The 26,105-nt window shown below is 45.3% G+C and carries 25 protein-coding genes; 4 read left to right on the plus strand and 21 right to left on the minus strand.

The window, feature by feature from the left end; all coding sequences use genetic code 11:
- Nucleotides 1–110 precede the first annotated feature (110 nt).
- From DXD25_RS11055 to galE, 6 genes are all read right to left on the minus strand, one after another.
- Nucleotides 111–593 carry a hypothetical protein gene (locus DXD25_RS11055; protein ID WP_117663571.1) on the minus strand — a complete coding sequence of 161 codons (483 nt, stop codon included), beginning with the start codon at nt 591–593 and terminating at the stop codon, nt 111–113.
- A 49-nt stretch (nt 594–642) separates the two neighbouring features.
- Nucleotides 643–1,074, minus strand: a complete 432-nt coding sequence (locus DXD25_RS11060; protein WP_117663554.1) for a hypothetical protein — start codon at nt 1,072–1,074, stop codon at nt 643–645.
- Between the two features lie 54 nt (nt 1,075–1,128).
- Complete coding sequence (locus tag DXD25_RS11065; protein WP_117663555.1) at nt 1,129–1,674, minus strand: RNA polymerase sigma factor; 546 nt, start codon at nt 1,672–1,674, stop codon at nt 1,129–1,131.
- Between the two features lie 59 nt (nt 1,675–1,733).
- Entirely contained in the window at nt 1,734–3,203 is a 1,470-nt protein-coding gene (locus DXD25_RS11070) for a L,D-transpeptidase family protein (RefSeq protein ID WP_367379917.1), read from the minus strand.
- A 117-nt stretch (nt 3,204–3,320) separates the two neighbouring features.
- The gene (locus tag DXD25_RS11075) at nt 3,321–3,638 is read right to left on the minus strand and encodes a T9SS type A sorting domain-containing protein (RefSeq protein WP_117663556.1); all 318 of its coding nucleotides are present in this window, start codon (nt 3,636–3,638) and stop codon (nt 3,321–3,323) included.
- 112 nt (nt 3,639–3,750) lie between these two features.
- A complete protein-coding gene (galE, locus tag DXD25_RS11080; protein WP_117663557.1) occupies nt 3,751–4,788 on the minus strand; it encodes a UDP-glucose 4-epimerase GalE in 1,038 nt (345 codons plus the stop codon).
- Between the two features lie 300 nt (nt 4,789–5,088).
- Here galE and DXD25_RS11085 point away from each other — a divergent pair, with 300 nt between their 5' ends.
- The gene (locus DXD25_RS11085) at nt 5,089–7,077 is read left to right on the plus strand and encodes a fructose-1,6-bisphosphatase (protein WP_117663558.1); all 1,989 of its coding nucleotides are present in this window, start codon (nt 5,089–5,091) and stop codon (nt 7,075–7,077) included.
- Between the two features lie 91 nt (nt 7,078–7,168).
- Here the strand turns inward: DXD25_RS11085 and DXD25_RS11090 are convergent, their stop codons facing one another.
- Nucleotides 7,169–8,065 carry a YitT family protein gene (locus tag DXD25_RS11090; RefSeq protein WP_117663559.1) on the minus strand — a complete coding sequence of 299 codons (897 nt, stop codon included), beginning with the start codon at nt 8,063–8,065 and terminating at the stop codon, nt 7,169–7,171.
- 255 nt (nt 8,066–8,320) lie between these two features.
- On the opposite strand from DXD25_RS11090, the gene DXD25_RS11095 reads away from it, so the two are divergent.
- Nucleotides 8,321–8,947 (plus strand): phosphoribosyltransferase, encoded by a 627-nt coding sequence (locus DXD25_RS11095; RefSeq protein WP_117663560.1) that lies wholly within the window; start codon nt 8,321–8,323, stop codon nt 8,945–8,947.
- Nucleotides 8,948–8,953: 6 nt separating this feature from the next.
- Here the strand turns inward: DXD25_RS11095 and DXD25_RS11100 are convergent, their stop codons facing one another.
- The 14 genes from DXD25_RS11100 to DXD25_RS11165 form a co-directional block, all read right to left on the minus strand.
- Nucleotides 8,954–11,371, minus strand: a complete 2,418-nt coding sequence (locus tag DXD25_RS11100; protein ID WP_187360474.1) for a TonB-dependent receptor — start codon at nt 11,369–11,371, stop codon at nt 8,954–8,956.
- Between the two features lie 76 nt (nt 11,372–11,447).
- Nucleotides 11,448–12,377, minus strand: a complete 930-nt coding sequence (locus DXD25_RS11105; RefSeq protein WP_117663562.1) for a zinc ribbon domain-containing protein — start codon at nt 12,375–12,377, stop codon at nt 11,448–11,450.
- Nucleotides 12,378–12,410: 33 nt separating this feature from the next.
- Nucleotides 12,411–14,405, minus strand: a complete 1,995-nt coding sequence (locus tag DXD25_RS11110; RefSeq protein ID WP_187360475.1) for a U32 family peptidase — start codon at nt 14,403–14,405, stop codon at nt 12,411–12,413.
- A 76-nt stretch (nt 14,406–14,481) separates the two neighbouring features.
- Entirely contained in the window at nt 14,482–15,399 is a 918-nt protein-coding gene (gene metA / locus DXD25_RS11115) for a homoserine O-succinyltransferase (protein WP_117663564.1), read from the minus strand.
- 263 nt (nt 15,400–15,662) lie between these two features.
- Nucleotides 15,663–15,821 carry a DUF4295 domain-containing protein gene (locus DXD25_RS11120; RefSeq protein ID WP_006849046.1) on the minus strand — a complete coding sequence of 53 codons (159 nt, stop codon included), beginning with the start codon at nt 15,819–15,821 and terminating at the stop codon, nt 15,663–15,665.
- 45 nt (nt 15,822–15,866) lie between these two features.
- Nucleotides 15,867–16,055, minus strand: a complete 189-nt coding sequence (rpmG, locus tag DXD25_RS11125; protein WP_006849045.1) for a 50S ribosomal protein L33 — start codon at nt 16,053–16,055, stop codon at nt 15,867–15,869.
- A 5-nt stretch (nt 16,056–16,060) separates the two neighbouring features.
- Nucleotides 16,061–16,324 (minus strand): 50S ribosomal protein L28, encoded by a 264-nt coding sequence (gene rpmB, locus DXD25_RS11130; RefSeq protein ID WP_006849044.1) that lies wholly within the window; start codon nt 16,322–16,324, stop codon nt 16,061–16,063.
- Nucleotides 16,325–16,471: 147 nt separating this feature from the next.
- A complete protein-coding gene (locus DXD25_RS11135) occupies nt 16,472–16,984 on the minus strand; it encodes a CinA family protein (protein ID WP_117663565.1) in 513 nt (170 codons plus the stop codon).
- 12 nt (nt 16,985–16,996) lie between these two features.
- Nucleotides 16,997–18,031 carry a tRNA (adenosine(37)-N6)-threonylcarbamoyltransferase complex transferase subunit TsaD gene (gene tsaD, locus DXD25_RS11140; RefSeq protein ID WP_117663566.1) on the minus strand — a complete coding sequence of 345 codons (1,035 nt, stop codon included), beginning with the start codon at nt 18,029–18,031 and terminating at the stop codon, nt 16,997–16,999.
- Nucleotides 18,032–18,058: 27 nt separating this feature from the next.
- Nucleotides 18,059–18,919, minus strand: a complete 861-nt coding sequence (map, locus tag DXD25_RS11145) for a type I methionyl aminopeptidase (protein WP_089543357.1) — start codon at nt 18,917–18,919, stop codon at nt 18,059–18,061.
- 108 nt (nt 18,920–19,027) lie between these two features.
- Complete coding sequence (locus tag DXD25_RS11150) at nt 19,028–19,648, minus strand: HAD family phosphatase (protein ID WP_117663567.1); 621 nt, start codon at nt 19,646–19,648, stop codon at nt 19,028–19,030.
- 73 nt (nt 19,649–19,721) lie between these two features.
- A complete protein-coding gene (gene metH, locus DXD25_RS11155; protein WP_117663568.1) occupies nt 19,722–22,526 on the minus strand; it encodes a methionine synthase in 2,805 nt (934 codons plus the stop codon).
- 125 nt (nt 22,527–22,651) lie between these two features.
- Nucleotides 22,652–23,131, minus strand: a complete 480-nt coding sequence (gene smpB / locus DXD25_RS11160; RefSeq protein ID WP_089543360.1) for an SsrA-binding protein SmpB — start codon at nt 23,129–23,131, stop codon at nt 22,652–22,654.
- A gap of 18 nt (nt 23,132–23,149) precedes the next feature.
- Nucleotides 23,150–23,653 (minus strand): DMP19 family protein, encoded by a 504-nt coding sequence (locus tag DXD25_RS11165; protein WP_117663569.1) that lies wholly within the window; start codon nt 23,651–23,653, stop codon nt 23,150–23,152.
- 242 nt (nt 23,654–23,895) lie between these two features.
- Here DXD25_RS11165 and DXD25_RS11170 point away from each other — a divergent pair, with 242 nt between their 5' ends.
- Nucleotides 23,896–24,597, plus strand: coding sequence for an iron-sulfur cluster assembly scaffold protein (locus tag DXD25_RS11170; RefSeq protein ID WP_006849036.1), 702 nt, complete (start codon nt 23,896–23,898; stop codon nt 24,595–24,597).
- Nucleotides 24,598–24,612: 15 nt separating this feature from the next.
- Nucleotides 24,613–25,626, plus strand: coding sequence for a GGGtGRT protein (locus DXD25_RS11175; RefSeq protein ID WP_117663570.1), 1,014 nt, complete (start codon nt 24,613–24,615; stop codon nt 25,624–25,626).
- Nucleotides 25,627–26,105: the final 479 nt, after the last annotated feature.

Here is a 26,105-nt window from a genome sequence, read left to right on the forward strand (position 1 = left end):
TTATATTATATATTTTTGTTTCTGATGTGCAAAGTTACTATAATTTGGGGAAACAACAAAATAAAATCGCAAAAATGTTACTATAAATAACACCTTTGCGACTTTATACATTATCTTTTCACATGCTTAGGGTGATTTTGGTGCCACTGTCTGGCTCTCTTAAACGCCTGACGATGGAACTTCTCTTCTGCCTTAATGATCTTAAGCACCTTGCTGGCAGGCAGGATATACATAAACCTGTTATGATATTCCTGCTGCAACTGCTTCATCTCGATATCCAACTCGTCCTGGCGGCGGATAGCCTCAGCACAACCATTCTCGTCTGCCGGATTAACGAAATGATACCTACGCATCTCATCAAAACAGGAACGCATCTTCTTCATCATCTGGCGGTAAACCGGGAAGAACTTACTTGCTTCCTGCGGAGTGAGGCTCGCATGGGTTGTGATATACTGCTCCAATTCTGCCTCAAAACGCTTCGGGTCAAATGGCGGACGCTGACCTTGAGAATTCTCGGCATGACAGGTCAGCCCCATCATGGTCATCACAAGAACTGACACAATAATCAGGATTAGATGTCTTGTTCTATGCATGCTGTTATTATCTTCTTTCATCTATAAGTCTTTTTTAATCTATTCTACATCAATTCTCCGCAACAAGTTGAGCATAGAAATCCTGACTATCCATCATCGTATAATCAGCCATCTGCTCAAAGGCTGCATCATCCCCATCTGTGACGTGTGAACTCTCAATGGCTGGAGCTTCGTTATGCGCCATTGCATGATGCTTCTTCTCTGACTGTTGAAGCTGGTAAAGCACACCGCCACCCAACATAACAGTCACGGCTAAGACGGCAGCAATCTTTCTGAGAGGCAAACGTCTCCAGAGGCTTAAATGCACGAACTTAGCCTTATTCTCCTGACAATCCTTATCAGTTTCTTCAGGAGAATCAAATTCCTGCATAGGAATCTTTGCCATCATCTGTTCTGCAAAGTTATCGAAATAACCTTCAGGAACCTTGAAATGGTTTTCCTTGCCGAAAATATCATTTATTTTTTTCTCTTCGTTCATCATATTGCAATATCCTTTCTTCTTTTATTTGAATAGACGATTTACATCTCATAAGGTTTAATCAAACAGATGCAAATATTCTGTTATTTTTTTCACTGCCAGATGATAAGAAGCTTTCAGTGCACCTTCACTGGTATTGAGAATCTGACTCATCTCAGAATACTTCATTTCCTCAAAATATTTAAGATTAAAAACCGTTCTCTGCACTTCAGGCAATCTTGCCACCGCTTCCTGTAACCTGGTCTGCACTTCATCACCATCAAAATATTCGTCGCTCATCAACCTGGATGCCACGGAAACATCTTCATCAGCACTTACTTTATCTGCCAGTTTTTGTTTTCTCAGGAAATCCAGTGATTCATTGATAGCAATACGATAAAGCCAAGTAGAGAGCGAAGACTTTCCCTGAAAATTCTGCAGATTACTCCATACCTTGATGAATACATTCTGAAGAACATCATTAGCATCTTCATGACTGAGCACGATACGACGCACCTTCCAGTATAGCTTTTCACTATACTGCTTAACCAGCACTGCGAATCCTTCTCGCCGGGTGCGTGGTTCCCGAAGCATCTCTACCAGTTCTCTATCACTGAGTATCATGAAGTTTTCTAATTTTATAAAGCTAATTCTTTAATTCTTATTACTTGCCTACTTTCCGGCTATAGATATTTTTTTAATTGCTCAAATATCACACCATCATATCCATAGACATCGGGATAGCTTACCACCCCCTTGGCAAATGGATAGAGCGTGTAATACGTGATGAAGAGCGGAATCTGCGGTTCCACCTTTACCGATCCAACCACTAATTTCTTAATCTTTAGAGAATCGGCTGTCATCGAATAGTTGATTCGCTGGATAAGCTTTTCGTTTTTCTCATGAAGCAGGAATTTAGCCAGTTCGAAAGGCTTCTCTACCCTTATGCATCCATGCGAAACGCCTCTGTCTTCCCGGCTGAACACAGCCTGGCTCGATGTATCGTGCAGATAGACCGAGAAGTTATTATCGAAACGGAAAATGATTCTTCCCAACGAATTTCCCTTTCCACCACGCTGAACCACACCATACTTGCCGGAAAGCAGCATGGCTCTTGTAACCTGAGCCGGATCTACCTCCTTGCCCGTTGACCGATCAGAGATATAGTAATTGCGCGCATTGAAGTAAGCCGGATTCCCTGCATGATGCACCATATCCTTGATCATGATGCTGCGAGGCACAAACCACTTCGGATTCAGATCCATTCGCTTGATATAACTGTTCAGTATCGGAGTTTTGGTCTTGGTAGAGCCACATCCAATCTTCATCGCAAGCGTATCCTGCTCATCTATGGCATAAAGATGAAAAGATGGTATATTAACCAGCACATACTTCTTATGTCTGGCAGGACTGTCAGCCTCCCTCCACCGGCATCTCTCCATATTCACAAGAATCTTCATTCTCTGATTTCTGTCAAGACCTTCCGACTTCAATTTTTCCTGCAACGTATAATAGAAAGGAGACTTTGGCTGAACATCCTTCAAGAATGCCGCCAATCTGCTTTTCTCAGTTTCTTCGCCATCAACATCCACCCTACTTCTCAACTGCTGAAGAGCAAGATGAAAAAAAGCATCACTGGCATGCTGCATCTTCACATCAAAAAGACCACGGTATCTCACTGGTCGCTTGATGGAATCGTATGGATTGGGATCGATGCTGTCCAGACGATTCAAGACGAATGACGGATTGACGAATCCAAATCTCTGACCGCCTACATATCTCAAATACGACTTGGTAAGCCTGTATTCCAGACGAGCCATTACATGGTTGATATCCTCGTTGCCTTCCCCCAAATTCAAGTTGTGGAGTCTTTCCAGATCTTGAGTAATCTGATTCACATAGAAATGCTTAGTCTTGAATCCCATTTCATCCACCTTCTGCAGATAGGTCAGCAGCGTATCTGCACGATGATCTATTCCATGGCGGTCAACCCAAAGGAATCCTCCATGATTGCGATAATATCTCTTGGTATGCAAGTCGGCAACAGTAGAACCCGAATCATTGTTCATCAAGCTATCCATCAATCTCCTTACCGTTTTGGAATTGATTGCATAGTTTGGGTTCACCATCTCCTGATAGTATTCTAACGTCAAGTTTTGATTTTCATTAGGTTCATGCTGCTTACACGACAGAATGACCCAACAGAGCAGGAATGGCAAAATTCTAAGTATTTTCACGAAACGTATATGAATGATAAAAGAAGTCAACAGTTAACGTCTAACCAGAATCTTTCTCGTAAAGGAGGTTCCTACCTTGATGATATAGACACCGTCAGAGAGCGAAAGGTTAAAGCGCTTGTCCTGTCCCTCTACCCTGAAAGACTTCACGGCGACACCAGCCAGATTGTAGATGGTAACGATCTGGTTGTTGGCTCCGGTGATATGCATAACGCCTCCGGAATAAGTCAAGGAAATCTTCTGCACTTCCATGTCTATCATTTCCTCAGCATCTGTCCGTGCCGAAGAAACCATAGGCACAGCAAACATCATGCATAGCATCATCAATATGGTAAGTATATTTTTCTTCATTCTCCTGCTCTTTTACGTTAAAAAATACTTTCCTGCAAAGATATAAAAAAAGAAGGAACCTGCCATCATTCCAGATGCCAAGTTCCTTCTTTTTATATATATTTAACCGTAATTACATAATTCCGTCGGCACGGAGCTTCTGCTGCCACTTCCAGGCAGAAGCCAAGACATCTTCAAGCTTAGCCTCAGCCTTCCAGCCCAATACTTCGTTAGCCTTGGTGCAATCGCCCCAGATCTTCTCGATATCGCCCTCACGACGTGGACCGTACTTCCAGTTCAACTTCACGCCAGTAGCCTTCTCGAATGTCTCAACGATTTCGAGAGTAGAGTTACCGTTACCTGTACCGATATTGAAGTACTCAATTGGTTCTGTCTCCTTGTCGAGTACACGAGCCATAGCGCAAACGTGAGCCTTGGCGAGGTCAACTACATAGATATAGTCGCGGATGCAGGTTCCATCAGGAGTATCATAATCGTTACCGAAGATGGTAAGCTCCTTGCGAATACCCATAGCAGTCTGAGTTACGTAAGGAATCAGGTTGTTTGGCACACCGTTTGGCAACTCACCAATCTCTGCAGATGGATGCGCACCGATTGGGTTGAAGTATCTCAAGACGATGCTCTTGATGTTGGCACCGCTATGGATATAGTCTGCGATGATCTGCTCGTTCACCTCCTTGGTATTGCCATAAGGAGAAGTAGCCTTCTGATGAGGAGCCTCTTCAGTTACAGGCAAGTTCTCTGGCTTAGGCTGACCGTAAACGGTGCAGGAAGAAGAGAAGATAATACCCTTTACATTATATTTTGGCATCAACTCAAGCAGATTGATGAGCGAAACCAGGTTGTTGCGGTAGTACAACAAAGGCTTCTGTACACTCTCACCTACAGCCTTGCTGGCAGCAAAGTGAATGATACCCTCGATAGCAGGATACTTCTGGAACACAGCCTCTGTAGCTGCCTTGTCACGAAGATCAACCTGCTCGAAAGCTGGACGAATACCTGTAATCTTCTCGATACCGTCAAGAACCTCAATCTTTGAGTTTGAAAGGTCATCAACGATTACTACGTTGTAGCCTGCCTGCTGCAACTCTACTGTGGTGTGGCTACCGATAAAACCAGTACCGCCAGTTACCAAAATTGTTTGTTTCATATTGCTAGTCTATTGAATAATTGATATTATCTTTATTTATATGAAAGTGAGGATTGATGCCCGGCAGAAATCGATTCCGATACCGGACTTATCATCCTACACGTTTGCAAAAGTAATGCAAAAAAGTGAAACTACAAAATATTTCCGAAAAAATATGCCGAAAGATTTTTTATTTTCAAGAATAAGCTGTAACTTTGCATCAGAAATATAACTTATCAACAGAAATGTTGTTTCAGCAATTAACATTAGGTTTATCAATTATTGACGCAAACAATGACGCAAACATTAAGGATTACGAATATGAAACAGTATGATATCAATCACGACATGCGGTACCTGCAATTACTCGCACAGTCGTTTCCATCCATAGCTGAGGCTAGCACGGAGATTATCAATCTGCAAGCTATTCTCAATCTGCCGAAAGGCACAGAGCATTTCCTCGCTGATATTCACGGCGAGTATGAGGCCTTTTTGCACGTACTGAAAAATGCATCAGGCAACATCAAGCGTAAGGTGAACGAACTCTTCGGCAACACCCTGCGTGAACAGGACAAGCGTGAACTCTGCACCCTGATCTACTATCCGGAACAGAAACTGGAGCAGGTAAAGCAAAGAGAATCAGATATAGACGACTGGTATCACATCACCCTTCACCAGCTGGTGGCAGTTTGCCGTGATGTGTCAAGCAAGTACACCCGTTCCAAGGTGCGCAAATCACTGCCATGCGATTTCTCCTATATTATACAGGAGCTTTTGCACGAGCATACGGAAGATCACGACAAGGCTGCATACGTGAATGTCATCGTAGATACCATCATCTCTACAGGCCGTGCTGACGATTTCATTGTAGCCATTGCCAATGTGATACAAAGACTCGCCATCGACCAGCTTCATATACTCGGCGACATATACGATCGCGGACCAGGAGCACACATCATTCTCGACAAGATGCGCCACTATCATAGCTGGGATATTCAATGGGGCAACCACGACGTACTCTGGATGGGAGCCGCTGCCGGCAATGATGCCTGTATCTGCAATGTCATCCGACTGTCGCTGCGCTATGCCAACCTCGCCACCCTGGAGGAGGGTTACGGCATCAACCTCATTCCATTGGCAACCTTTGCGATGGATACCTACGGCGATGATCCTTGCGAAGAATTCCTGCCAAAGATGACAGGTGGTGCAGCCGCTATGGATGACAAGACCAAGCGACTCACATCTCTGATGCACAAGGCTATTGCCGTGATACAATTCAAGATAGAAGGTCAGCTCATCGCCAAGCATCCAGAATGGAAAATGGACAGCAGACGACTCTTTGAGTACGTAAACTACGAAAAGGGAACCGTAGAGATTGATGGCAAGGAATACGAAATGTCCACATGCCACTTCCCTACCATCGACCCGGAGAATCCGAACAAGCTCAGCGAGGAAGAAGAAATCCTGATACAGAAGCTGCACCATTCATTTATGGTATGCGAGAAACTGCACAAGCATATCAGAACCATGCTGCAGCATGGTTGTATGTATGCCATCTTCAACAACAACCTGCTCTTCCATGCTTCCTGTCCACTCAACGAAGACGGAACATTGAAAGAGGTAGAGATTTGTCCTGGAGAAAAGTATAGCGGCAAGGAACTGATGCATCATACCGGAATGCAGATTCGCACGGCATTCCAGCAGGATTCCAACCCTGACGAGAAACAGTATGCCATCGATTACTTCCTCTATCTCTGGTGTGGTCCAGACAGTCCACTCTTCGATAAGAGCAAGATGGCAACCTTCGAGCGATATTTTATCGCCGACAAGGAGACCCACAAAGAGGAAAAGGGCTACTACTTCAAACTGCGTGACGACGAGAAGGTGATAGACCATATCATGGATGCCTTCGGACTGAAGGGCGAGAATCGCCATATCATCAACGGTCACGTTCCGGTAAGAACCCTAAAGGGAGAGAATCCTATCAAGGCAAACGGAAAGCTGATGGTGATTGATGGTGGTTTCTCCAAAGCTTACCATAACGAGACGGGTATAGCAGGTTACACCCTGGTTTATCACTCTCGCGGTTTCCAGCTCGTACAGCACGAACCTTTCACAAGTGCCGAGGATGCCATCACACGCGGTACCGACATCAAGAGTACCACCCAGATTGTAGAAATGAGCAATCGAAGAATGCTCGTAGCAGATACAGATATCGGTCAGGATTTACGCAAGCAGATAGAAGATCTCCAGGAACTTCTCTATGCTTACCGACACGGCTACATCAAGGAAACAGAAAGAAAGAAGTAAAAACAGAACGGCACCTGCAAGTTCCTACCAAAAAAGAGGGTGTGTCATGACTTATGGCACACCCTCAACTTTCATCTGAATACTTTAAAATTTATTTTTTAGACAAGGAAATCTTCTTGCCCACCTTAAATCTATCAAAGCCCTCACCATACACACCGATTACAGAACTCTGACTCACAAATGCAGTAGGATCAATCTCATCTATCAGGCGGAATATCTTCTGCGACTCACGCTGTCTTGCCAGCACGAAGAGCATGTGAACATCCTTTCCGCTATAGCATCCATGACCGTCCATCACCGTACAGCCACGGTCGGCAGCCGTATTGATGGCTGCACTCAACTCCAGATATTTATCAGAAATGATAAAGAACTGTACCGAACGGCGCATGGCATTCACCACATGATCTACTGTGATAGACATCACGAAGAGGCAGACATAGCCATAAATCACCATTTCCCAGGAGCGAAGCACAAAATAAGAACTGGTAATGATGAGCAAGTCGCAAACCATGATGGCATGTCCCAGAGAAATGTTATAGTACTTATTGATCATTGCAGCCACCGTATCACTACCTCCGGTAGAACCATTACATCCCAGACCCAATCCAGCACTGCTTCCCATGAAGAAGGCACCGATGACTGTCGCCATAAAAGGCTGATCGTGAAGCAAAGGAGTCATACCTACCGTATGAATCTCTATGAAGCGAGTCACCGCAGCAAAGATTGCTACACCATAAATCGTCTTGGCACAGAATTTCCAACCCAGGATACGGAATGCAATCAACAGCAAAAATACGTTGAGCGCCAGATAAGTGACCGAGGCAGGAATGCCAAATCCCCAACAGAAGATAGAGGCGATACCGCCTACTCCACCCATCGTGATATGATTAGGGAGGAGGAATAAATTGAGTCCGATACTACCTTCTATCATTGCCAGACCGATAATGATGTAGTCGCGCAACTCATGCATTTTTGTTTTTCTCGTCATTTGTTGTATTTTTAAAAAATCATGATTATTTATACCATAAACGTGAAGCCTATCAGGTTTCGGGGTGCAAAGTTACTAGAAATCTTGTTAAAATCAAAGTAGAATCTGCTAAAAAATAGTCTAAAATGAAAAAAAAAGCTATTTTATGCCGACATTTCAAAAAATATTCATACTTTTGTACTGATCTATAAAGACAACGGAAGCAATATCTATTCAAGAAAACTATAAAGAAGAACGATTATAAACATCTTGTCTATGGCAGAAAAAAGCATTAACATCGCATCATGGCCTTGCCTCAGCAATGGCCTTCACTACAATTGGCTAGTAGATTACGCTGCTTTCAGCGCATTCGGCACCTTCGAGCTTTCAGCAGAAGAATGGGAAAAGCGCGACCTCATCGTCAACTTCAAGGGTAACTCGGAACTCACTACCGAGATAGACCATCAGCAAGCTGTCGATAAGGCCATCGACTCGGTGTCTTCTTTCCTAAAGTCGGTATTTTCCGGAAAAGAGGGAACCACTAACTCACTCCCTACCCTTTCACAACTCACTCTGGTCTGCCTGCCAGCCTCAACCCAAAAGCATACAGAGCGAAGATTCCGCAAGTTCAGCGAACAGGTATGTGCGGCAACAGGTATGGAGAATGCCTACAACGCATTCAGTTTCACAACTACAAAGGATGAGGATGGAGATGAAGTGGATACACTTCATATAGATGAAACATTCTTCCAGGGAAAACAAGTGATCCTCTTCGATGACATTATCGCATCTGGAGGATCAATTGTTAGATTTGCTGAAAAACTAGAAAAATCGGGGGCTAAAGTCATTGTCGCACTCGCTCTGGGAAAGAAAATCCCAGACGGATACGACAATAACGAATAGCGATTACTAGAAATGGAATCTCACATCCACACCACATTGGAAAGGATTGCCTCGCTGGGCAAAATATTCTTTCGTGCCTGTAGCTGAATTATCTACCGCAAAGGTATTATAATTGGTGTCTGTGAGATTTCTACCCCAGAAACTTACATTGAAAGCCTTGAAATTCAAATCAACATGTGCTCCCAAAACTGCATATAACTTCTGGGAATAAGTATTTGCATTGTCCCAATAGGTCTTGCCTTGTGCATTCACGTTTGCACCGAAGGTCAGCCAGTCGGTAAGACGATAGTCTGCCATCGCAGCCATTGTATGCTGTGGCACGTAAGGAACGTATTTGCCCTTATAGTCCACGGCATCCTCGCCTTCTCCATCCACATACTTATCAAACTTGCTGCGAGTATAACCATAACTCATTGCCCAATCAAATTTTCCATCGAAAAGCTGTCCTCTCAAAGCTGCTTCAATACCACAGCTGTGACTCTTTCCGGCATTCACCATCATACGTCCGAAGCCATAATTGCCCGCCATGACAGAGAGCTGCTGGTTGGTCACCTTCATATAGAAAGCACTCAAGTCGATGTGCAGCATGTGATCGAAGAGATTCAGATGAGCACCAGCCTCATAATTCCAGGAAGTCTCCGGCTTGTAGGCGATGGTCTTATCAATACGCTGATAATCCTCCTCGGTATGCGGAATATGATAATCCCCACGCATTGCCTGATTACGATTGGCATTCAGTTCGGTCTGTAGCACATCGCTGAACATCTGGATATTATATCCACCTGCACGATAGCCCTTGCTTACAGTAGCATACACATTACTGCCCAGCTCATCAATCTTCAGATTAAGTCCGAATTTCGGTAAAAGCTGGCCATAATCGTCACTCACCTCGTGATCCAGCGAAGAATCCAAAACATTGGTAGCCAACATTCCCATTACATTGGCAGTCATCTGCATATAGGCACTGGCATCATAATGGATGGCAGTATGCATCAAGTCATAGCGCAAGCCCAAGGTGGCAGTAAGGCGATCGGTGATATTGAAGTTGCTCTCATGAAAGAATCCCAGGTTCCACTGGGGTGTATGATACAATCCCGGTGCACCCATATTCACATTCATGGATACGCCTCCAGCCTTCTGTATAGCCTTGGCAGCTGCAGCCTTGGCAGCCTTTTCCGGCATACCCTGTGCCATCATCTTCTGTGCCATGGCATTGAGCATCGCATTATACATCTGCTTCTGAATAGCATTGCCGATAGGCTGAGTCATACCCTCATTGAAGAAGACCGGTCCATTGGTCTTCAGCCACTGATAAGAGAAGAAGCCACCCGCAGTCCAATTCCAGAAACCGCCCACAGCGCGATTACTCTTCAAGGTAAATTCCTGGGTAAGCGAGTTCTGAAGCTGCTCCTGCAGGATGCTCATATAATCGGCAGGAAGATAATCCTGATCCATATTCATCTTATCCTTCAGATACTGATAGCTTGTGGTAGAAGCAAAGCTATAATCAGCTCCTGTATGATTCACGGTAACACCCGAGATAAAGGAATGACGCAAATAGGTTCCGTCAAAGGTGGTGGAAGGAAGTGCAGCCTTACCTGTCTCCAAATCCAGCTTGCCATAAGGGAATCCATTCTGATCAACATACTGATAGTTGGCAAGAACATCTACGTTCCAGCCTCTGTTGAGCTTTGCCTTCAGCACAATCTTTCCTCCAGCCTCATCATACTTGTCGGCTCTGTTGCCGGTATTCGTATTTCTGAAGAATCCCTTCTGTGCATCATTGAAGGCAGCTACCGTAAACGCCAGATGGTCATTGATACGGTGATAATGAGCCAGCTCTACATTACGATAATATCGGGAACCATAACTCAACTTCAAATCAGTTCCCTCATATTCAAACGGATTGCGGGAATAGATGCGCACCAGTCCGCCCTCTGTGTTCTGGCCATAGAGAGTAGCCTGAGGACCACGCAAGACATCAATACGGGAAGTCTGATAATGATGAAGATTGAAGGCAGACTTGCTCATCACCGGGATGCCATCCAGATAGATGCCTACCGCAGGACTGTTTACCCTACTGCCAATGCCACGCACATACATAGCACTGGAAAGACGGCTGCCATAGTTAGGCATTACAAAATTAGGGATATAACTAGAAAGCTCGCGCAAATCGCGGGTGCCTAGTTTCTGTATCTGAAATCCACCAACAGAAGTACTGCTGAGTGACTGCTGGCGAAGACGATAGTTCTCTTTCGGTTGTGAAACCACAACCACCTCGTCGATATCAAACACCTTGCTGCTATCGGTGAATACTTTGAAATCAGTGTTATCTACTCTTTTATTATCAAGGGACAGGACATTGCTTGTACCAGCCCACAAGGAGATTGGCGCAACAGAAGAAGCCAGCGCCAATGCAATCATTTTCTTATTTATTATATCCTTTTTCATAACGGGTGCAAAGGTACTGCTTTTTCCTGACACCCAAAATCCTTATTTATTAGGAATTCCCCCTGCGATAGGACTTGACGGCAAACCAAATGTATGCCACCAGCAGGATGTAGCCTATATAATATAAGGTGGAAACACTGAAAATGATATAATCGAGTGCACATACACCTGCCAGACCGCCCAGATACAACAGGGCTTCACCAAACGGAAGACGATGATAAACTTCATCGACACATGCCAGTCCCACAATGAGAATACTCCATACCAAGGCAAGGAATACTCCCAACACCTTAGGTACCGCAAAAGGATTCAATGACGGATGGAAATAGAACTGTCGCCACATCTCTGGTTCAAACGTCTGAATCCAGGCATAAAAGGCTGCCGAGATGGATACCAGAAGCACAAGAGCAAGAGGATACGGCGAATCAATATCATTGAAATGCACAATCTTGGCATTGCTATGAAATACCTTTCTTACCAGATAAGCCAAAGTGATGACTACGATGACCACCAGGAAAATGAGCAGGTGGACATTACTGAAAGTCATGATGAATTCAGAGATAGGATCATCCGGTACTACCTGAGGAAGCAATCTCGATTCCCTACTCCATCCAAACCTGTTATCTTCAGTGGCAAGCTGCACCCATACAGAGTCGATGCTGTCTTGTGGCACCATACGGATATCTGTCACAACCAGAAGCTGGTTCTTTTTGACAGAGAATGAATCTACCGAAAGACCACTCACCAATTCTTCTGGTTGCTGTCGCATCAAGTGGATAGAATCCTTAAACACCATAAAGTTATATTTGTTGGTGTAATGGTGGGTGGTAGAGAATGAGATAGAATCCAACTGACGGTCACTGTACTCCAGCATGGCTGCATGCTGCTGATGGGAGTTATGACGATGATAGCAGCTGTTGAGCATCAAACAGATGCCCAACATACATACCATCATTTTTATCATCAGTTTTATTCTCATTCTTTATTTTGGGTTACGAAACCCGTTACGTTTTTATTTTGTGCTATAGACATTCATCTGGCACTCTGCACAGTTGAATTCCAATCGGAATCTTCTGCCATCGCCCAGCTCCAGGAACAGAGGCTCCTTCCATTGCGGCTTCTTGCCTCCTCGTTTTACACAATAGCCCAAAGAGTAGCGGATGCAATGGCGGCACTGCATGATGAGCGATTCCCCCTTAGGTTGCTCAACCTCAAATGCAGGTTCAATATGCTTCATGCCATGCGTCTTGTAGAAATGCTCAGCACTGCGGTTAGCGATATTATAGAGATATGGCCATTTGCCATAGGCAGGCTGCCAGACAAACTCCTCCGGACTCAATTCATGCTCACCCACCTGATCCAGGCGATAAGGTGATGAGAATAATTCATCCATAAAGCCTTTCTCCAACGATTTATCTACAATATTCTGAATACCTTCAGTCACGGCTGCGATCAAATCCCTACGAAAATCAGACAGGAAACTATTAGGAATGAAATAATTCTCAATATCACCTTCAAGAACCACTTCATCACATTCAAATACCGTATTGCCCATCTTGCTCAGCTGCTTTCTGATATTATCACCCTGAGGACGTTTCGCCAATTCCAGCGGAGCATCAAACTCGAAAACATACTCGTCAATCTTGTAAGCTTTATGCTTCTCCAAGAAGCCTTCCGTAGTCATAGAGCCTAATTGAGGAACATTCACCGAAACTCCTACCTGAACAGAAATATCCTGAAGAGGCATCGATCCCCGATAATATGGTGCAATCTTGATGTGGAGAGGTATCTTGCGGCTCGCAGTTTTCTTTGATAGAATATTCTCAAAAGCCTGGTCATTATTACGATAGAGAGCCATGCCTGGGCGCAGATGCTCCGGCATACGAAGCGGATAGAGTCGGTTACCTTCCACACGGTTTACGCGGAATCCCTCCAGTTCTTTCTCGTCGTTGATAAAGCAGAGACCATCACCATTGGCAAAGCTTGCCACTGTCGCCACGTTGAAGGAAACATTGCCTCTTATCTCCTTGACCTTACCAACATACTCGCCCATCGCCTTCGGTGTATCAAAAGAAGCGATGTCCGGCTGTCGCCCATTGAGGAAATAGTTGGTAAATCCTCTGTTGAATGTCTTTTTCAAGTTAGGCTGGAACGTATGGATAGCACGACCAAATGATGCTCTACAATACTTATCCGGATTGGCAGCAACAACCTCATCGAGTTTCCGACTATAAGCAGCCACAACATTCTTCACATAGTTTACATCCTTCAGGCGTCCTTCTATCTTGAAAGAAGTTGCACCCGCATCAGCAAGTTCCTGCAGATGATCTATCTGGCAGAGATCCTTCAAAGACAGCAGATGACGCTCATGCTCTATTTCATTTTCATTGGAATCTATGAGATTGAATTTCATTCTGCAGAACTGAGCACACTCACCACGGTTTGCAGAACGGCCGAAACATTTTTCCGAAGCATAGCATACACCCGAATAACTAACACAAAGCGCACCATGCACAAAGACCTCCAACTGCGTAGAAGGATTTTTCCTGTGGATTTCCCTGATTTCATCAAGAGAAAGTTCACGGGCAAGGACCACTCTATCGAATCCAAGCGTTGACAGCCAGGCAACCTTGTCTGCAGAACGTGCATCACACTGCGTGCTGGAATGCAATTCGCGGTGCCATAGTTGATTGGCTCTTACATCCCAGAGAACACCCATATCCTGCAACAGGAGTGCATCCACTCCAATACGGTCCAACTCGCCAATCATCTTCAGCGTATCCTCCATCTCATTTTCATAGATGATGGTATTCACCGTTACGTGAACCTTGGCACGAAACTGATGGGCATAATCACAGAGTTTCTTGATATCCTCCAGCGAGTTGCCAGCAGCAGCGCGGGCTCCAAAACGTGGTGCACCTATATATACCGCATCGGCACCATGATCGATAGCAGCGATACCACACTCCAGATTCTTGGCTGGGGCAAGAAGCTCTAGCTCCGTCAAGTGTATTTCTTTTTTCTTCTTTGCTTCAATATCATTCATTTCCTAACCTATCTTAGTTCTTTTTACGACTCCAACCTTATTGAATATCCTCAATATTATAAGGAGTTTCCTGATAAACGTAATAGTTGATCCAGTTACTGTAGAACAGGTTGGCATGGGCACGCCATGTTACCAAAGGTGCCTCATTCGGATCGTCATGGAAGTAATAGTTCTCAGGCAATTCTACGTCGTCTCGCTTGCCCATGTCTCTTTTATACTCCTTATCGAGCGTGTTAGGCGCATATTCCAGATGACCTGTCACGAAGAATTCGCGTCCACCCCTCGCCATTACGATACTCACGCCACTCTCTGCAGATTCTGCGATAATATCCAATCCCGGCACTTTTTCGATGTCTTCCCTGCGCACCTCTGTATGGCGGCTGTGTGGCATATTGAAGATGTCATCAAAACCACGGAAGATAGGGAGTGAGGGATCAAGCGGTTTCTGAGGAAAGATACCAAACTTCTTTTTATCAAGCTGATATTTTGGAACACCATAAAAGTGATAGAGTCCAGCCTGCGCACCCCAGCAGATATACAGCGTAGAGGTAACGTGGGTACGTGCCCAATTGAATATCTCCTGGATTTCCGGCCAATACTCCACCTCCTCATATTCCATCGTCTCGATAGGAGCACCCGTCACTATCATACCGTCAAACTTCTGCTTTGACAGTTCCGCAAAGTCCTTATAGAACATCATCATGTGTTCTATCGGCGTATTCTTTGGAGTATGGCTCTTCAACTTCATGAAGTAAACCTCCAACTGCAGAGGCGTATTGGAGAGCAGTCTCACCAAATCAGTTTCTGTCGTGATCTTAAGCGGCATCAGGTTGAGCACACAAATCTTCAGCGGTCTGATTTCCTGACTGTGCGCACGACTCTCATCCATCACGAAAATATTCTCATGCTTCAGCAGCTCAATAGCTGGAAGTTTATCCGGTAATCTTAACGGCATCTTATCTTGTTCCTTTCTTCTTAAAAAAACATTAATATATCCTCTTTCCTGCAAAAGCGGACATTTCACTTATTCCGTGCAAAGTTACGTTTTTATTTTGAAATATCAAAAGAAAAAAGAAAGAAATATATATTCATACGAAAAAAACAGCTTCTGTAACAAAAACAAAAAAGGCCGCATACCCCTTGATAAGAGTATTGCGACCTTATTGTATTTATGCGAGTCTCCAAGAGAACGCTAGCCTGAATGCCTATGCAACCAGATTAGTCCTTGAAGAAATCCTTAACAGCCTCGTTTGGTACCATCTTCTCATCGAAAACGTAAGCACCAGTCTTAGGGCTCTTAACCATCTTGATAACCTTTGTGTATGCGCGACCATCCATGTTACCTTCGTGGAGGGTAGCGACCGCTTTCTTTGCCATAGTCTATTAAAATTGATAAAATTGTTTATAAACTTGTAAGCGAGCTTACTTAATCTCCTTGTGAAGAGTCATCTTCTTAAGGATTGGGTTGTACTTCATCAACTCAAGACGCTCAGGAGTGTTCTTACGATTCTTTGTAGTCACGTAACGGCTTGTACCTGGCATACCACTGTTCTTATGCTCAGTGCACTCGAGGATAACTTGTACTCTATTACCTTTTGCTTTCTTTGCCATGATATTTATTCTCCTATAACTTTAATGTCCTTCCAATCTACGTAGCCCTTCTTTACTGCCTGATTCAAAGCAGCATCGAGACCTACCTTGTTAATAAGACGAAGACCAGCAGCACTGATCTTGAGGCTGATCCAGCAACCCTCTTCTACATAGTAGAATTTCTTGCTGAAGAGGTTAACGTCAAAGCTTCTCTTTGTACGGTGCTTTGAGTGAGACACATTGCAACCTAACTGTGCCTTCTTACCTGTAATTTGACAAATTTTAGACATTTCTATCTTTAATTTTGTAATTCGTTAATTGATACCTATTCCAAACAGAGTGCAAAATTACAAAATAATTCGGTAATAACAAAATAATCCCTAAAAGAACGCTGTCTTTTAAGGATTATTAATACTTTATAGCTCTAAATTAGCATTTTATGCCTCTTTTTTCAAATCTTCAGCATGTTCTTTCAGGAAATCGAGCATACCCTTAAGCGCTGTATTTGTGGCAATTGCAAGATTGATATCACGACCGAAATCCTCTGTGAGTTTCACCACACGAACATCATCCTTGCTACCAAATCCTACGAAGATTGTACCCACTGGCGCAGATGGAGTACCACCTGTAGGTCCCGATACACCTGTGGCCGAAATGGCGAAATCTACATTCAGGGCTTTGATGGCACCAAGTACCATCTCCTTAGCTACTTCCTCGCAGAAGGCTGTCTTCTCCTCCAGAAGCTTATGGCTCACTCCGAGAAGATTCTCTTTTACCTCATTGGTGTAACTTACCACACCACCCTTGAAGTAATTGCTGGCACCTGGCACAGAGATAAGCGCTTCGGCGATACGACCGCCTGTGCAGCTCTCGGCTGTGCCCACTGTCTTGTCACTATTGTAGAGCATCTCCTGGATGCCCTTGCTTAATATCTTTGTTTCAAATTCCATAAGAATTCCTGTTTACTTAAATGTTACTTTACTATATGCAGGCAGATCGATGGTGGCAAAATCGCCATCACGATACTTGAATGTACCTACACAACCAATCATAGCCGCATTGTCTGTGGTATAGCTGAACTTTGGTATGTAGATGGTCCAGCCAAAACGCTTGGCATGATCATGGAAAGCATTGCGGAGACCATTGTTGGCACTCACACCACCAGCCACAGCCACATGCTTGATTCCTGTCTGCTTCACTGCCATGCGCAATTTCTTCATCAGGATATCCACAATGGTGAACTCGATGCTCGCAGCCAAGTCAAACTTGTTCTTCTCCACAAAGTCAGGATCAGCAGCTACCCACTTGCGCAGACTGTAGAGGAAACTGGTCTTGAAGCCAGAGAAGCTATAATTTAGACCTGGGATGTGTGGCTCAGCAAAGCTGAAAGCCTTCGGATTACCCTGACGGGCATACTTATCCACAACAGGACCACCTGGGTAGCCCCACTCCAACACCTTGGCACACTTATCTATCGCCTCACCGGCAGCATCATCGATAGTCTGACCGAGAACCTCCATATCATTGTAGGCATTCACCTTCACAATCTGCGAGTTTCCACCGCTCACAAGAAGACAGATAAATGGGAATGGAGGTGCACTCTGGTCATCATCGCTTTCCTTGATGAAATGAGCCATCACATGACCCTGCAGGTGATTGACATCAATCATCGGGATGTTGAGCGAACGGGCAAAGCCCTTGGCAAAACTCACACCCACGAGCAGAGAGCCCATCAAGCCCGGTCCACGGGTGAAGGCAACGGCAGACAGATCTTCCTTTCTGATGCCCGCACGGGCGATAGCCTGATCTACCACAGGCACCACATTCTGCTGATGAGCACGGGAAGCAAGCTCAGGCACCACGCCACCATAAGCACGGTGCACTTCCTGAGAAGCAGTCACGTTACTCAGCAGTACTCCATTCTTGAGCACTGCGGCTGAGGTATCGTCGCAACTGCTCTCTATACCTAATATATATATATCCTTTTTTTCTTCCATAATTACTAAGGGCTAAGCCCATATATATTAATGTGTAAGAATCTCCACACCCGTCTCAGTCATCACGAGTGTATGCTCCCACTGAGCAGATGGCTTTTCGTCACCGGTAATTACCTCCCATCCGTATGGATCATCGGCATCGATGAACACCTGCCAGGTTCCCATATTGATCATTGGCTCGATAGTAAACACCATACCAGGCACGAGCAACATACCAGTTCCTCTATGACCATAATGAAGAACCTCAGGCTCCTCATGGAACTGACAGCCTACTCCATGACCACAAAGGTCACGGACAACACCATAACCATACTTCTTGCAATGCTTTTCGATGGCATGACCGATATCGCCCACAAAAGAGTAAGGCTTAGCCGCCTCCATACCAATCTCAAGACACTCCTTGGCAACACGAACCAACTGTTCCTTTTCCGGAGTTGTCTTGCCGCCAACGATGAACATACGGCTGGCATCTGCATAGTAACCATCCACGATGGTAGTCATATCCACATTGACGATGTCACCCTCTTCGAGGACATCCTCTTCCTTAGGAATACCATGACATACCACTTCATTGATGGATGTACATACACTCTTAGGGTAGCCCTCATAGTTGAGGCAGGCAGGAATCGCATTATGATCCTTGCAATACTGCATACAGAGGTCATCGATCTGCTGAGTATTGATACCCGGACGGATCATCTCGGCAACAGCATCGAGACAACCTGTATTCACGACACCACTCTTGCGGATGCCTTCTATTTGTTCTGGAGTCTTAATCAAGTCACGGGTAGGTACGAGCTTACCCTTATTTTCCCAAAACATCACCTGCTTGTCGAGCTCTGTAACAGGCTGACCAGGCAGACAATGCCATCTTTTCTTCTTAACCATTGTCTAATTATTTAATATTTGCGACTGCAAAAGTACATTATTTCTTGCAGAATGCAAAATAAAATGGCAATTATTTGCAGTTGGGCTGCAAATAATCACCATAAATCATTACTTCAAATAATCGTAGATTTTATCACACCAGTCTTCCCCGTTCTGCGGACAATAGGTAAAGAGTCCTACCTCAGAAGCCGCACAGCAGTTACGGGCACCGTCATCAATAAAGAGACATTCCTCCGGCAACGCCTTTTCCTGCGCCATCACGTAACGGAAGAAATTCTCGTCCGGCTTCATATATTTCACCTCATAGCTGCGATACATGGCATCGAAATAATCACCGATAGGATGACCGTCGCCAGAGAAATCCTCACTATCCGTCCAAGCAGATACGTATGGATTGGTATTGCTGAGCAAGACCACGCGATATCCCTGCTTCTTGAGATTTCTGATGGTCATCAACTTGCGGGCAGGCACCTCCTTCATATAGCCCAGCCAGCAATGCTGCAGCTCCTCAAAGCTCACCTCTCGACCCACCTTCTCGCTTACCTGACGGCGATACTCCTCCTCGGAAAGCTTTCCTTCTTCCAGATCGCCATTCAAGCCCGACTGCTTATAAGGATCCATTTTCTCGGCAAACTCCTTCATACCTAACTCAACAAAGCGTTTGCCTGCCTCATTCTCGTCGAGGGTGATCACGACACCACCCATATCAAAAATAACCGTCTTGATCATATTATCCTTATTACTAATACCTTATATATTCTATTATAAAACATTTTTGCCACATTATCAATAAACGCTTAGTTTAAAACAGCTCAAGCTTGTTCTTTCGTGCTTCTTCCAGCGAGGCAATCTTCGCCTGCTGTTCATGATACTCATTGCGCAAGCGTTCGTATCGCTCATCAAGTTCAGCTATAAACTTAGGGCATTCTGTCTCATTGAGGAATCGGGCACAGATACCGGCATTCAACGAAGCATCCTTCACCCAGATAACCGGTCCATCATACACCGGTGCGATTTTCAAAGCCACATGCAGTTCACTCGTGGTAGCGCCTCCCACCATGATCGGGATACGCAAGCCTGCCTTCTGCATCTCCTGGGCAGTGTGAACCATCTCTTCCAATGATGGAGTAATCAAGCCACTCAAGCCGATGGCATCTACCTTCTCTTCTATCGCCTTCTTCACAATCTGCTCGGCAGGTACCATCACGCCCAGGTCGATGATATCATAGTTGTTGCACGACATCACCACGCACACGATATTCTTACCGATATCATGCACATCTCCCTTTACGGTCGCCATCAGAATCTTTCCGGCAGAAGTACTTCCACCCTGCTTTTCTGCTTCGATATGAGGCTGGAGGATGGAAACGGCAGCTTTCATGGTTCGTGCCGTCTTCACCACCTGCGGCAAAAACATCTCGCCCTTACCGAAGAGCTCACCCACCAGGTTCATACCATCCATCAGCGGTCCCTCGATGACGTTCACGGCATGCGGATACTTCTGCAATGCCTCATCTATATCAGGTTGCAGGAACTCGGTAATACCCTTCTGCAGGGCATACTTCAATCTTTCCTCCACAGCCTGCTTACGCCACTCTGGTGCAGCAGACTTCGGAGCTGGCGCACCGCCCGCCTTGGCTGCAGCCTTTGCCGCATCAGCCTTCGCCTTGATTTCGGCAGCCAGTTCGATGAGATCATCGGCAGCACCCTTTCTTCTGTTCAATACCACATCCTCGATGAGTTCGAGCTGTTCATTAGGTATTTTATCATAATCCATTCTTGCCTTGGCATTTACGATACCAAAGTCCATACCTACCTTCTGGGCATGATGCAGGAACACACAATGAATCGCCTCGCGGATATACGTATTACCGCGGAACGAGAACGAGAGGTTGCTGACTCCACCACTGACATGTGCTCCAGGCAGATTCTGATGAATCCACTCGGTGGCACGGATGAATTCCACGGCATAATTATCATGCTCCTCCATACCCGTAGCGATGGCAAGCACATTCGGATCGAAGATGATATCGAGCGGATTCATTCCCAGTTTATCTACCAGGAGGTGATAGGCACGCCCGGCTATCTCGATACGTCGCTCATAGGTAGTGGCCTGTCCCACTTCATCGAAGCACATCACCACGACGGCGGCGCCATAACGCATGACATCACGTGCATGAGAGAGGAAAACCTCTTCACCCTCCTTCAGGGAGATGGAATTCACGATACACTTACCCTGACAGCACTTCAGTCCGGCAAGAATCACATCCCACTTCGAGGAGTCTATCATCACAGGCACCTTGGCAATCTCAGGTTCTGCCGCTATCATATTGAGGAAGTTCACCATTTCCGCCTTGGCATCCAGCAGTCCGTCGTCCATATTCACGTCCACCACGGCTGCACCATCTGCCACCTGCTTGCGGGCAATACCGATAGCTTCCTCATAACCTTTCTCATTAATCAATCGCAGGAACTTCCTACTACCAGCCACGTTACAGCGTTCGCCGACATTCACAAAGCGACTGGCATCTACTGGCAGATGAACGGAGTCATCTACCTGCAGCAAGTCCAAGCCCGAGAGCCACATATACTGAGGCTTCTCTACTACCTGATGTGGTTTCTTACCCTCGGCAATGCGGGCATAATGGGCGATGAATTCAGGACTGGTTCCACAGCAGCCGCCGATGATGTTGACGATGCCCTCATCGATAAACTCGGCTATCTGCGGAGCCATCGACTCTGCCGTCTCGTCATATTGTCCCATCTCGTTAGGCAATCCGGCATTAGGATGGGCACTAATATAATAAGGTGCAACCTTTGCCAGATGCTCGATGAACGGTTTCATCTGGGGAGCACCGAAGGCACAGTTCATACCTACCGAGAAAATAGGATAAGGAGAGAGCGAAGCCAGGAAAGCATCCACGGTCTGACCGCTCAGAGTTCTGCCAGCCAGATCGCTCACCGTAAGACTGATCATAATAGGCAGTTCTACCCCGTGCTTCTTCATCATGGTAATGGCAGCGTCGATCATCGCCTTACAGTTGAGCGTATCGAAGATGGTTTCGATAAGGATGACATCCGCTCCACCTTCGATGAGACCATCCACCTGTTCGCAGACATCGGTGAAAAGTTCATCGTACGTAATCTCCCGGGCGGCAGGATTACTGACGTCCGGACTCATGGAACAAGTTTTATTGGTAGGTCCCACATCTCCTGCTACGAAACGTGGTTTGTCGGGTGTAGAAAACTTATCACATTCGATACGCGCCAAGCGGGCGCCCTCGAAAGCCATCTCCCTAGCACAGTCTTCCAGGTGATAATCAGCCTGCGAGATGCGCTGACACGAGAAGGTGTTCGCCGTAATGATGTCGGCGCCCGCCTCCAGGTAACGTCGGTAAATATCAGAGATAACATCAGGGCGAGTGATGTTGAGCATATCGTTGTTGCCCTTCATCATTCCCGGCACATCGCGGAAACGATCGCCTCTGAAGTCTTCTTCTGTAAGATTATACTTCTGAATCTCAGTACCCATGGCACCATCCAGAATCAGAATCTTCCTGTCACATTGAACTTTGAACTCTGAACTTTGAACTTTATGATTTGTCATATTATCCTAAAAACTTAAATAATGAAGAGTATTTAAACATCGAGAAGAGAACCACCCGAAATGACTAACATCATAAAAAGATGCATTTCATAAAGTTCAAAGTTCAAATCTCAACGTTCAAAGTATTAGAAGTGCTTAATGGCTCTATCCATTTCTCTTCTATCCTCTTTCTCCTTCAGGGTCTGACGCTTGTCATACTCCTTCTTACCCTTGCAGAGGGCGATATCCACCTTGGCACGTCCATTGTCGTCAATGAAGACAAGTGTAGGCACGATGGTAAAGCCCGGCTGCTTGCTATCCTCTTCCAAACGGCGCAATTCGCGCTTGGTGAGAAGGAGCTTGCGGTCGCGGCGAGCCTCATGATTGGAAAAAGAGCCATAGAAATAAGGCGAGATATTCATACCCTTTACCCAAAGTTCACCCTGATAGAAATCGCAGTAGCAATCTACCAGGGATGCCTTACCGCCACGGATCGACTTGATCTCGGTACCGGTAAGTACGATACCAGCGGTGTAAGTATCAACGAAGAAGTACTCGAACGATGCCTTCTTGTTGCGTATCTGTATCGGACTCTTCTTGCGGAGTTCCTGATCTTTCTTGTTCATAATCCTAATACCTTAATATTATATAATAGTGACGAAGTTTTCGATATGCTCATCAATATAGAAAGCCACCTTGCTGGTCCATTCCTCCTCGTTCTCCACGAATTCATCATCGAAATCATCAAACTCAGGGTATTTCTCATAGAGTGCCATGAAGTCCTCGTCGCTCATATCCCCCTCGATGTCTTCATGATGACTCTTATAGAGGAAATGACTTTTCTTGATAAGCTTTGAAAGCTCCACAAGCCCCCAGTTACGGAACGCCTTGTCGGTAGGATTCTTCCAGAGGAAGGCACCATAGCCGTTATGGATGAGCTGAATCATACCGCCATCCATCATCTCCTCATGCAGGGTATCCCACGCCAGGAGCGTAATCTGGTCGCTATTCAGCTCAGCCATGGTCTCAGCAGTGAGTTCGCCACCAATCGCCTCGCGGATTGCATCCACGAAAGCCTTCACAAATTCATCCATGCCTGCCTCCGCTGCCTGCTGAAGCACGGCGTCCTGTATCTTAACTTCAATCATAATCTTCAAAATTGCTATTTTCAGTTTGCAAAGATACATTAAAATAGGGACAAACCCAAGAAAAAATCTAAATATTAGGTTAAAGAGTTAAAAAGAATACTCTTTTTTGGGTATTTTACAGATATTTTTTGTACTTTTGTGGTCGGAATTGAGGTTTAACGCCGATGTTTCAGCAAAACAATATGAATTTAAGAAGAAGAATTTATACTTTTATATATTCATTAATATAAAATTTAGCGAATATGATCTATTCAAAAGAAGTAGACAACATGTGCGTTGTCGCTAAGGGTCCTAACCACGGACCAGCTCCAATTCCTGAAGAGGGAAAATGGATTCAGGCAAAAGAGATCAAGGACATCTCTGGTTATACTCACGGTGTGGGTTGGTGTGCTCCTCAGCAGGGTGCTTGCAAGCTCTCTTTGAACATCAAGGAAGGCGTTATTCAGGAGGCTCTCGTTGAGACTATCGGTTGTACCGGTATGACTCACTCAGCTGCTATGGCTTCTGAGATTCTTCCAGGTAAGACTATCCTTGAGGCTTTGAACACTGACCTCGTTTGCGATGCTATCAATACTGCAATGCGCGAGCTCTTCCTCCAGATTGTTTACGGTCGTAGCCAGAGCGCTTTCTCTGAGGGCGGTCTTGTTATCGGTGCAGGTCTTGAGGACTTGGGTAAGGGTCTTCGTTCACAGACTGGTACTCTCTACGGTACTGTAGCTAAGGGTACACGTTACCTCGAGTTGACAGAGGGTTACATCACAAAGCAGTTCTTGGATAAGGACAGCCAGGTTTGTGGTTACGAGTATGTTCACCTCGGCAAGATGATGGAGGCTATCAAGAACGGTATGGACGCTAACGAGGCTGTCAAGAAGTTCACAGGTAGCTACGGTCGTACAACTGCTGAGCAGGGTGTTGTTAAAGCAATTGATCCACGTAAAGAATAATAAGGAGATACAGATATGATTAGAAAAGTAAGTTACGAAAGTCAGGAACGTCGCGAGAAGCAGGTTCTTGCTGCTCTTAATGCTAACGGTATTCAGAGCTTGGAAGAGGCTAATCAAATCTGCGAGGACGCAGGTGTTGACCCTTATCAGATGTGTGAAGATACTCAGCGTATCTGCTTCGAGAACGCTAAGTGGGCGTATGTAGCTGGTGCTGCTATCGCTATCAAGAACGGTGCTAAGACTGCTGCTGACGCAGCTGAGGCTATCGGTATCGGTTTGCAGGCTTTCTGCATCCCTGGTTCTGTAGCTGACGACCGTAAGGTTGGTCTCGGTCACGGTAACTTGGCTGCTCGTTTGCTCCGTGAGGAGACTCAGTGCTTCGCTTTCTTGGCTGGTCACGAGTCTTTCGCTGCTGCTGAGGGTGCTATCAAGATTGCTGAGATGGCTAACAAGGTTCGCAAGAACCCATTGCGCGTTATCTTGAACGGTCTTGGTAAGGATGCTGCTCAGATCATCAGCCGCATCAACGGTTTCACATACGTTCAGACAAAGTTTGATTACTACACTGGTGAGTTGAAGGTTGTTAACCGCATCGCTTACAGCGACGGTCCACGTGCTAAGGTTAACTGCTACGGCGCAGACGACGTTCGCGAGGGTGTTGCTATCAACTGGAGCGAGGATGTAGATGTATCTATCACTGGTAACTCTACAAACCCTACACGTTTCCAGCACCCAGTAGCTGGTACATACAAGAAGGAGCGTGTGGCTGCTGGTAAGCCATACTTCTCAGTAGCTTCTGGTGGTGGTACAGGTCGTACATTGCACCCAGATAACATGGCTGCTGGTCCTGCTTCTTACGGTATGACTGATACTATGGGTCGTATGCACTCAGACGCTCAGTTCGCAGGTTCTTCTTCAGTTCCTGCTCACGTAGAGATGATGGGCTTCCTCGGTATGGGTAACAACCCTATGGTTGGTGCTACTGTTGCTATCGCTGTAGCTATCGACCTCGCTATCAACAAGAAGTAATTTCTTTGAGATAACAAAACAATAAGTATAAATGAGAGGGTGTGTCATAAGTTCATGACACACCCTCTTTTAGTTTTTCAAGAACGCAAGTCCGCTAGGCGTCCCGCCGGATTTGAAATCCGGCGTTAAAAAATGTCCTAACCTATTTATGCTCTGCGGATTTGCAATCCGCAGCAAAGGAGTATGCTTTTCCCCTTATTGGAACTACATACAACAGCCCAATACCATGTAAGAATAATTCTATATTCTAATCTTTACACTTAAAGCCCCGTAAAATAAGGAAAGTAGAGACTCAAAATTTTCCCTTAAGGAAAAATAAAATTATCCTTAAGGAAAAATATATTTTTCCTTAAGGGAAGAAATTTTTCTCCTTAAAGATTATTTTGATAATCAGAGACTTGTAATATTATTTACCAAACTTAAGTAAGTACCTCCCCCACACGCCCTGTTTTACTCTAATAGAGCAAGCTTTGAGCGCA

The sequence above is a fragment of the Prevotella sp. TF12-30 genome (assembly GCF_003436715.1).
In the GTDB taxonomy this organism is placed as follows: domain Bacteria; phylum Bacteroidota; class Bacteroidia; order Bacteroidales; family Bacteroidaceae; genus Prevotella; species Prevotella copri_A.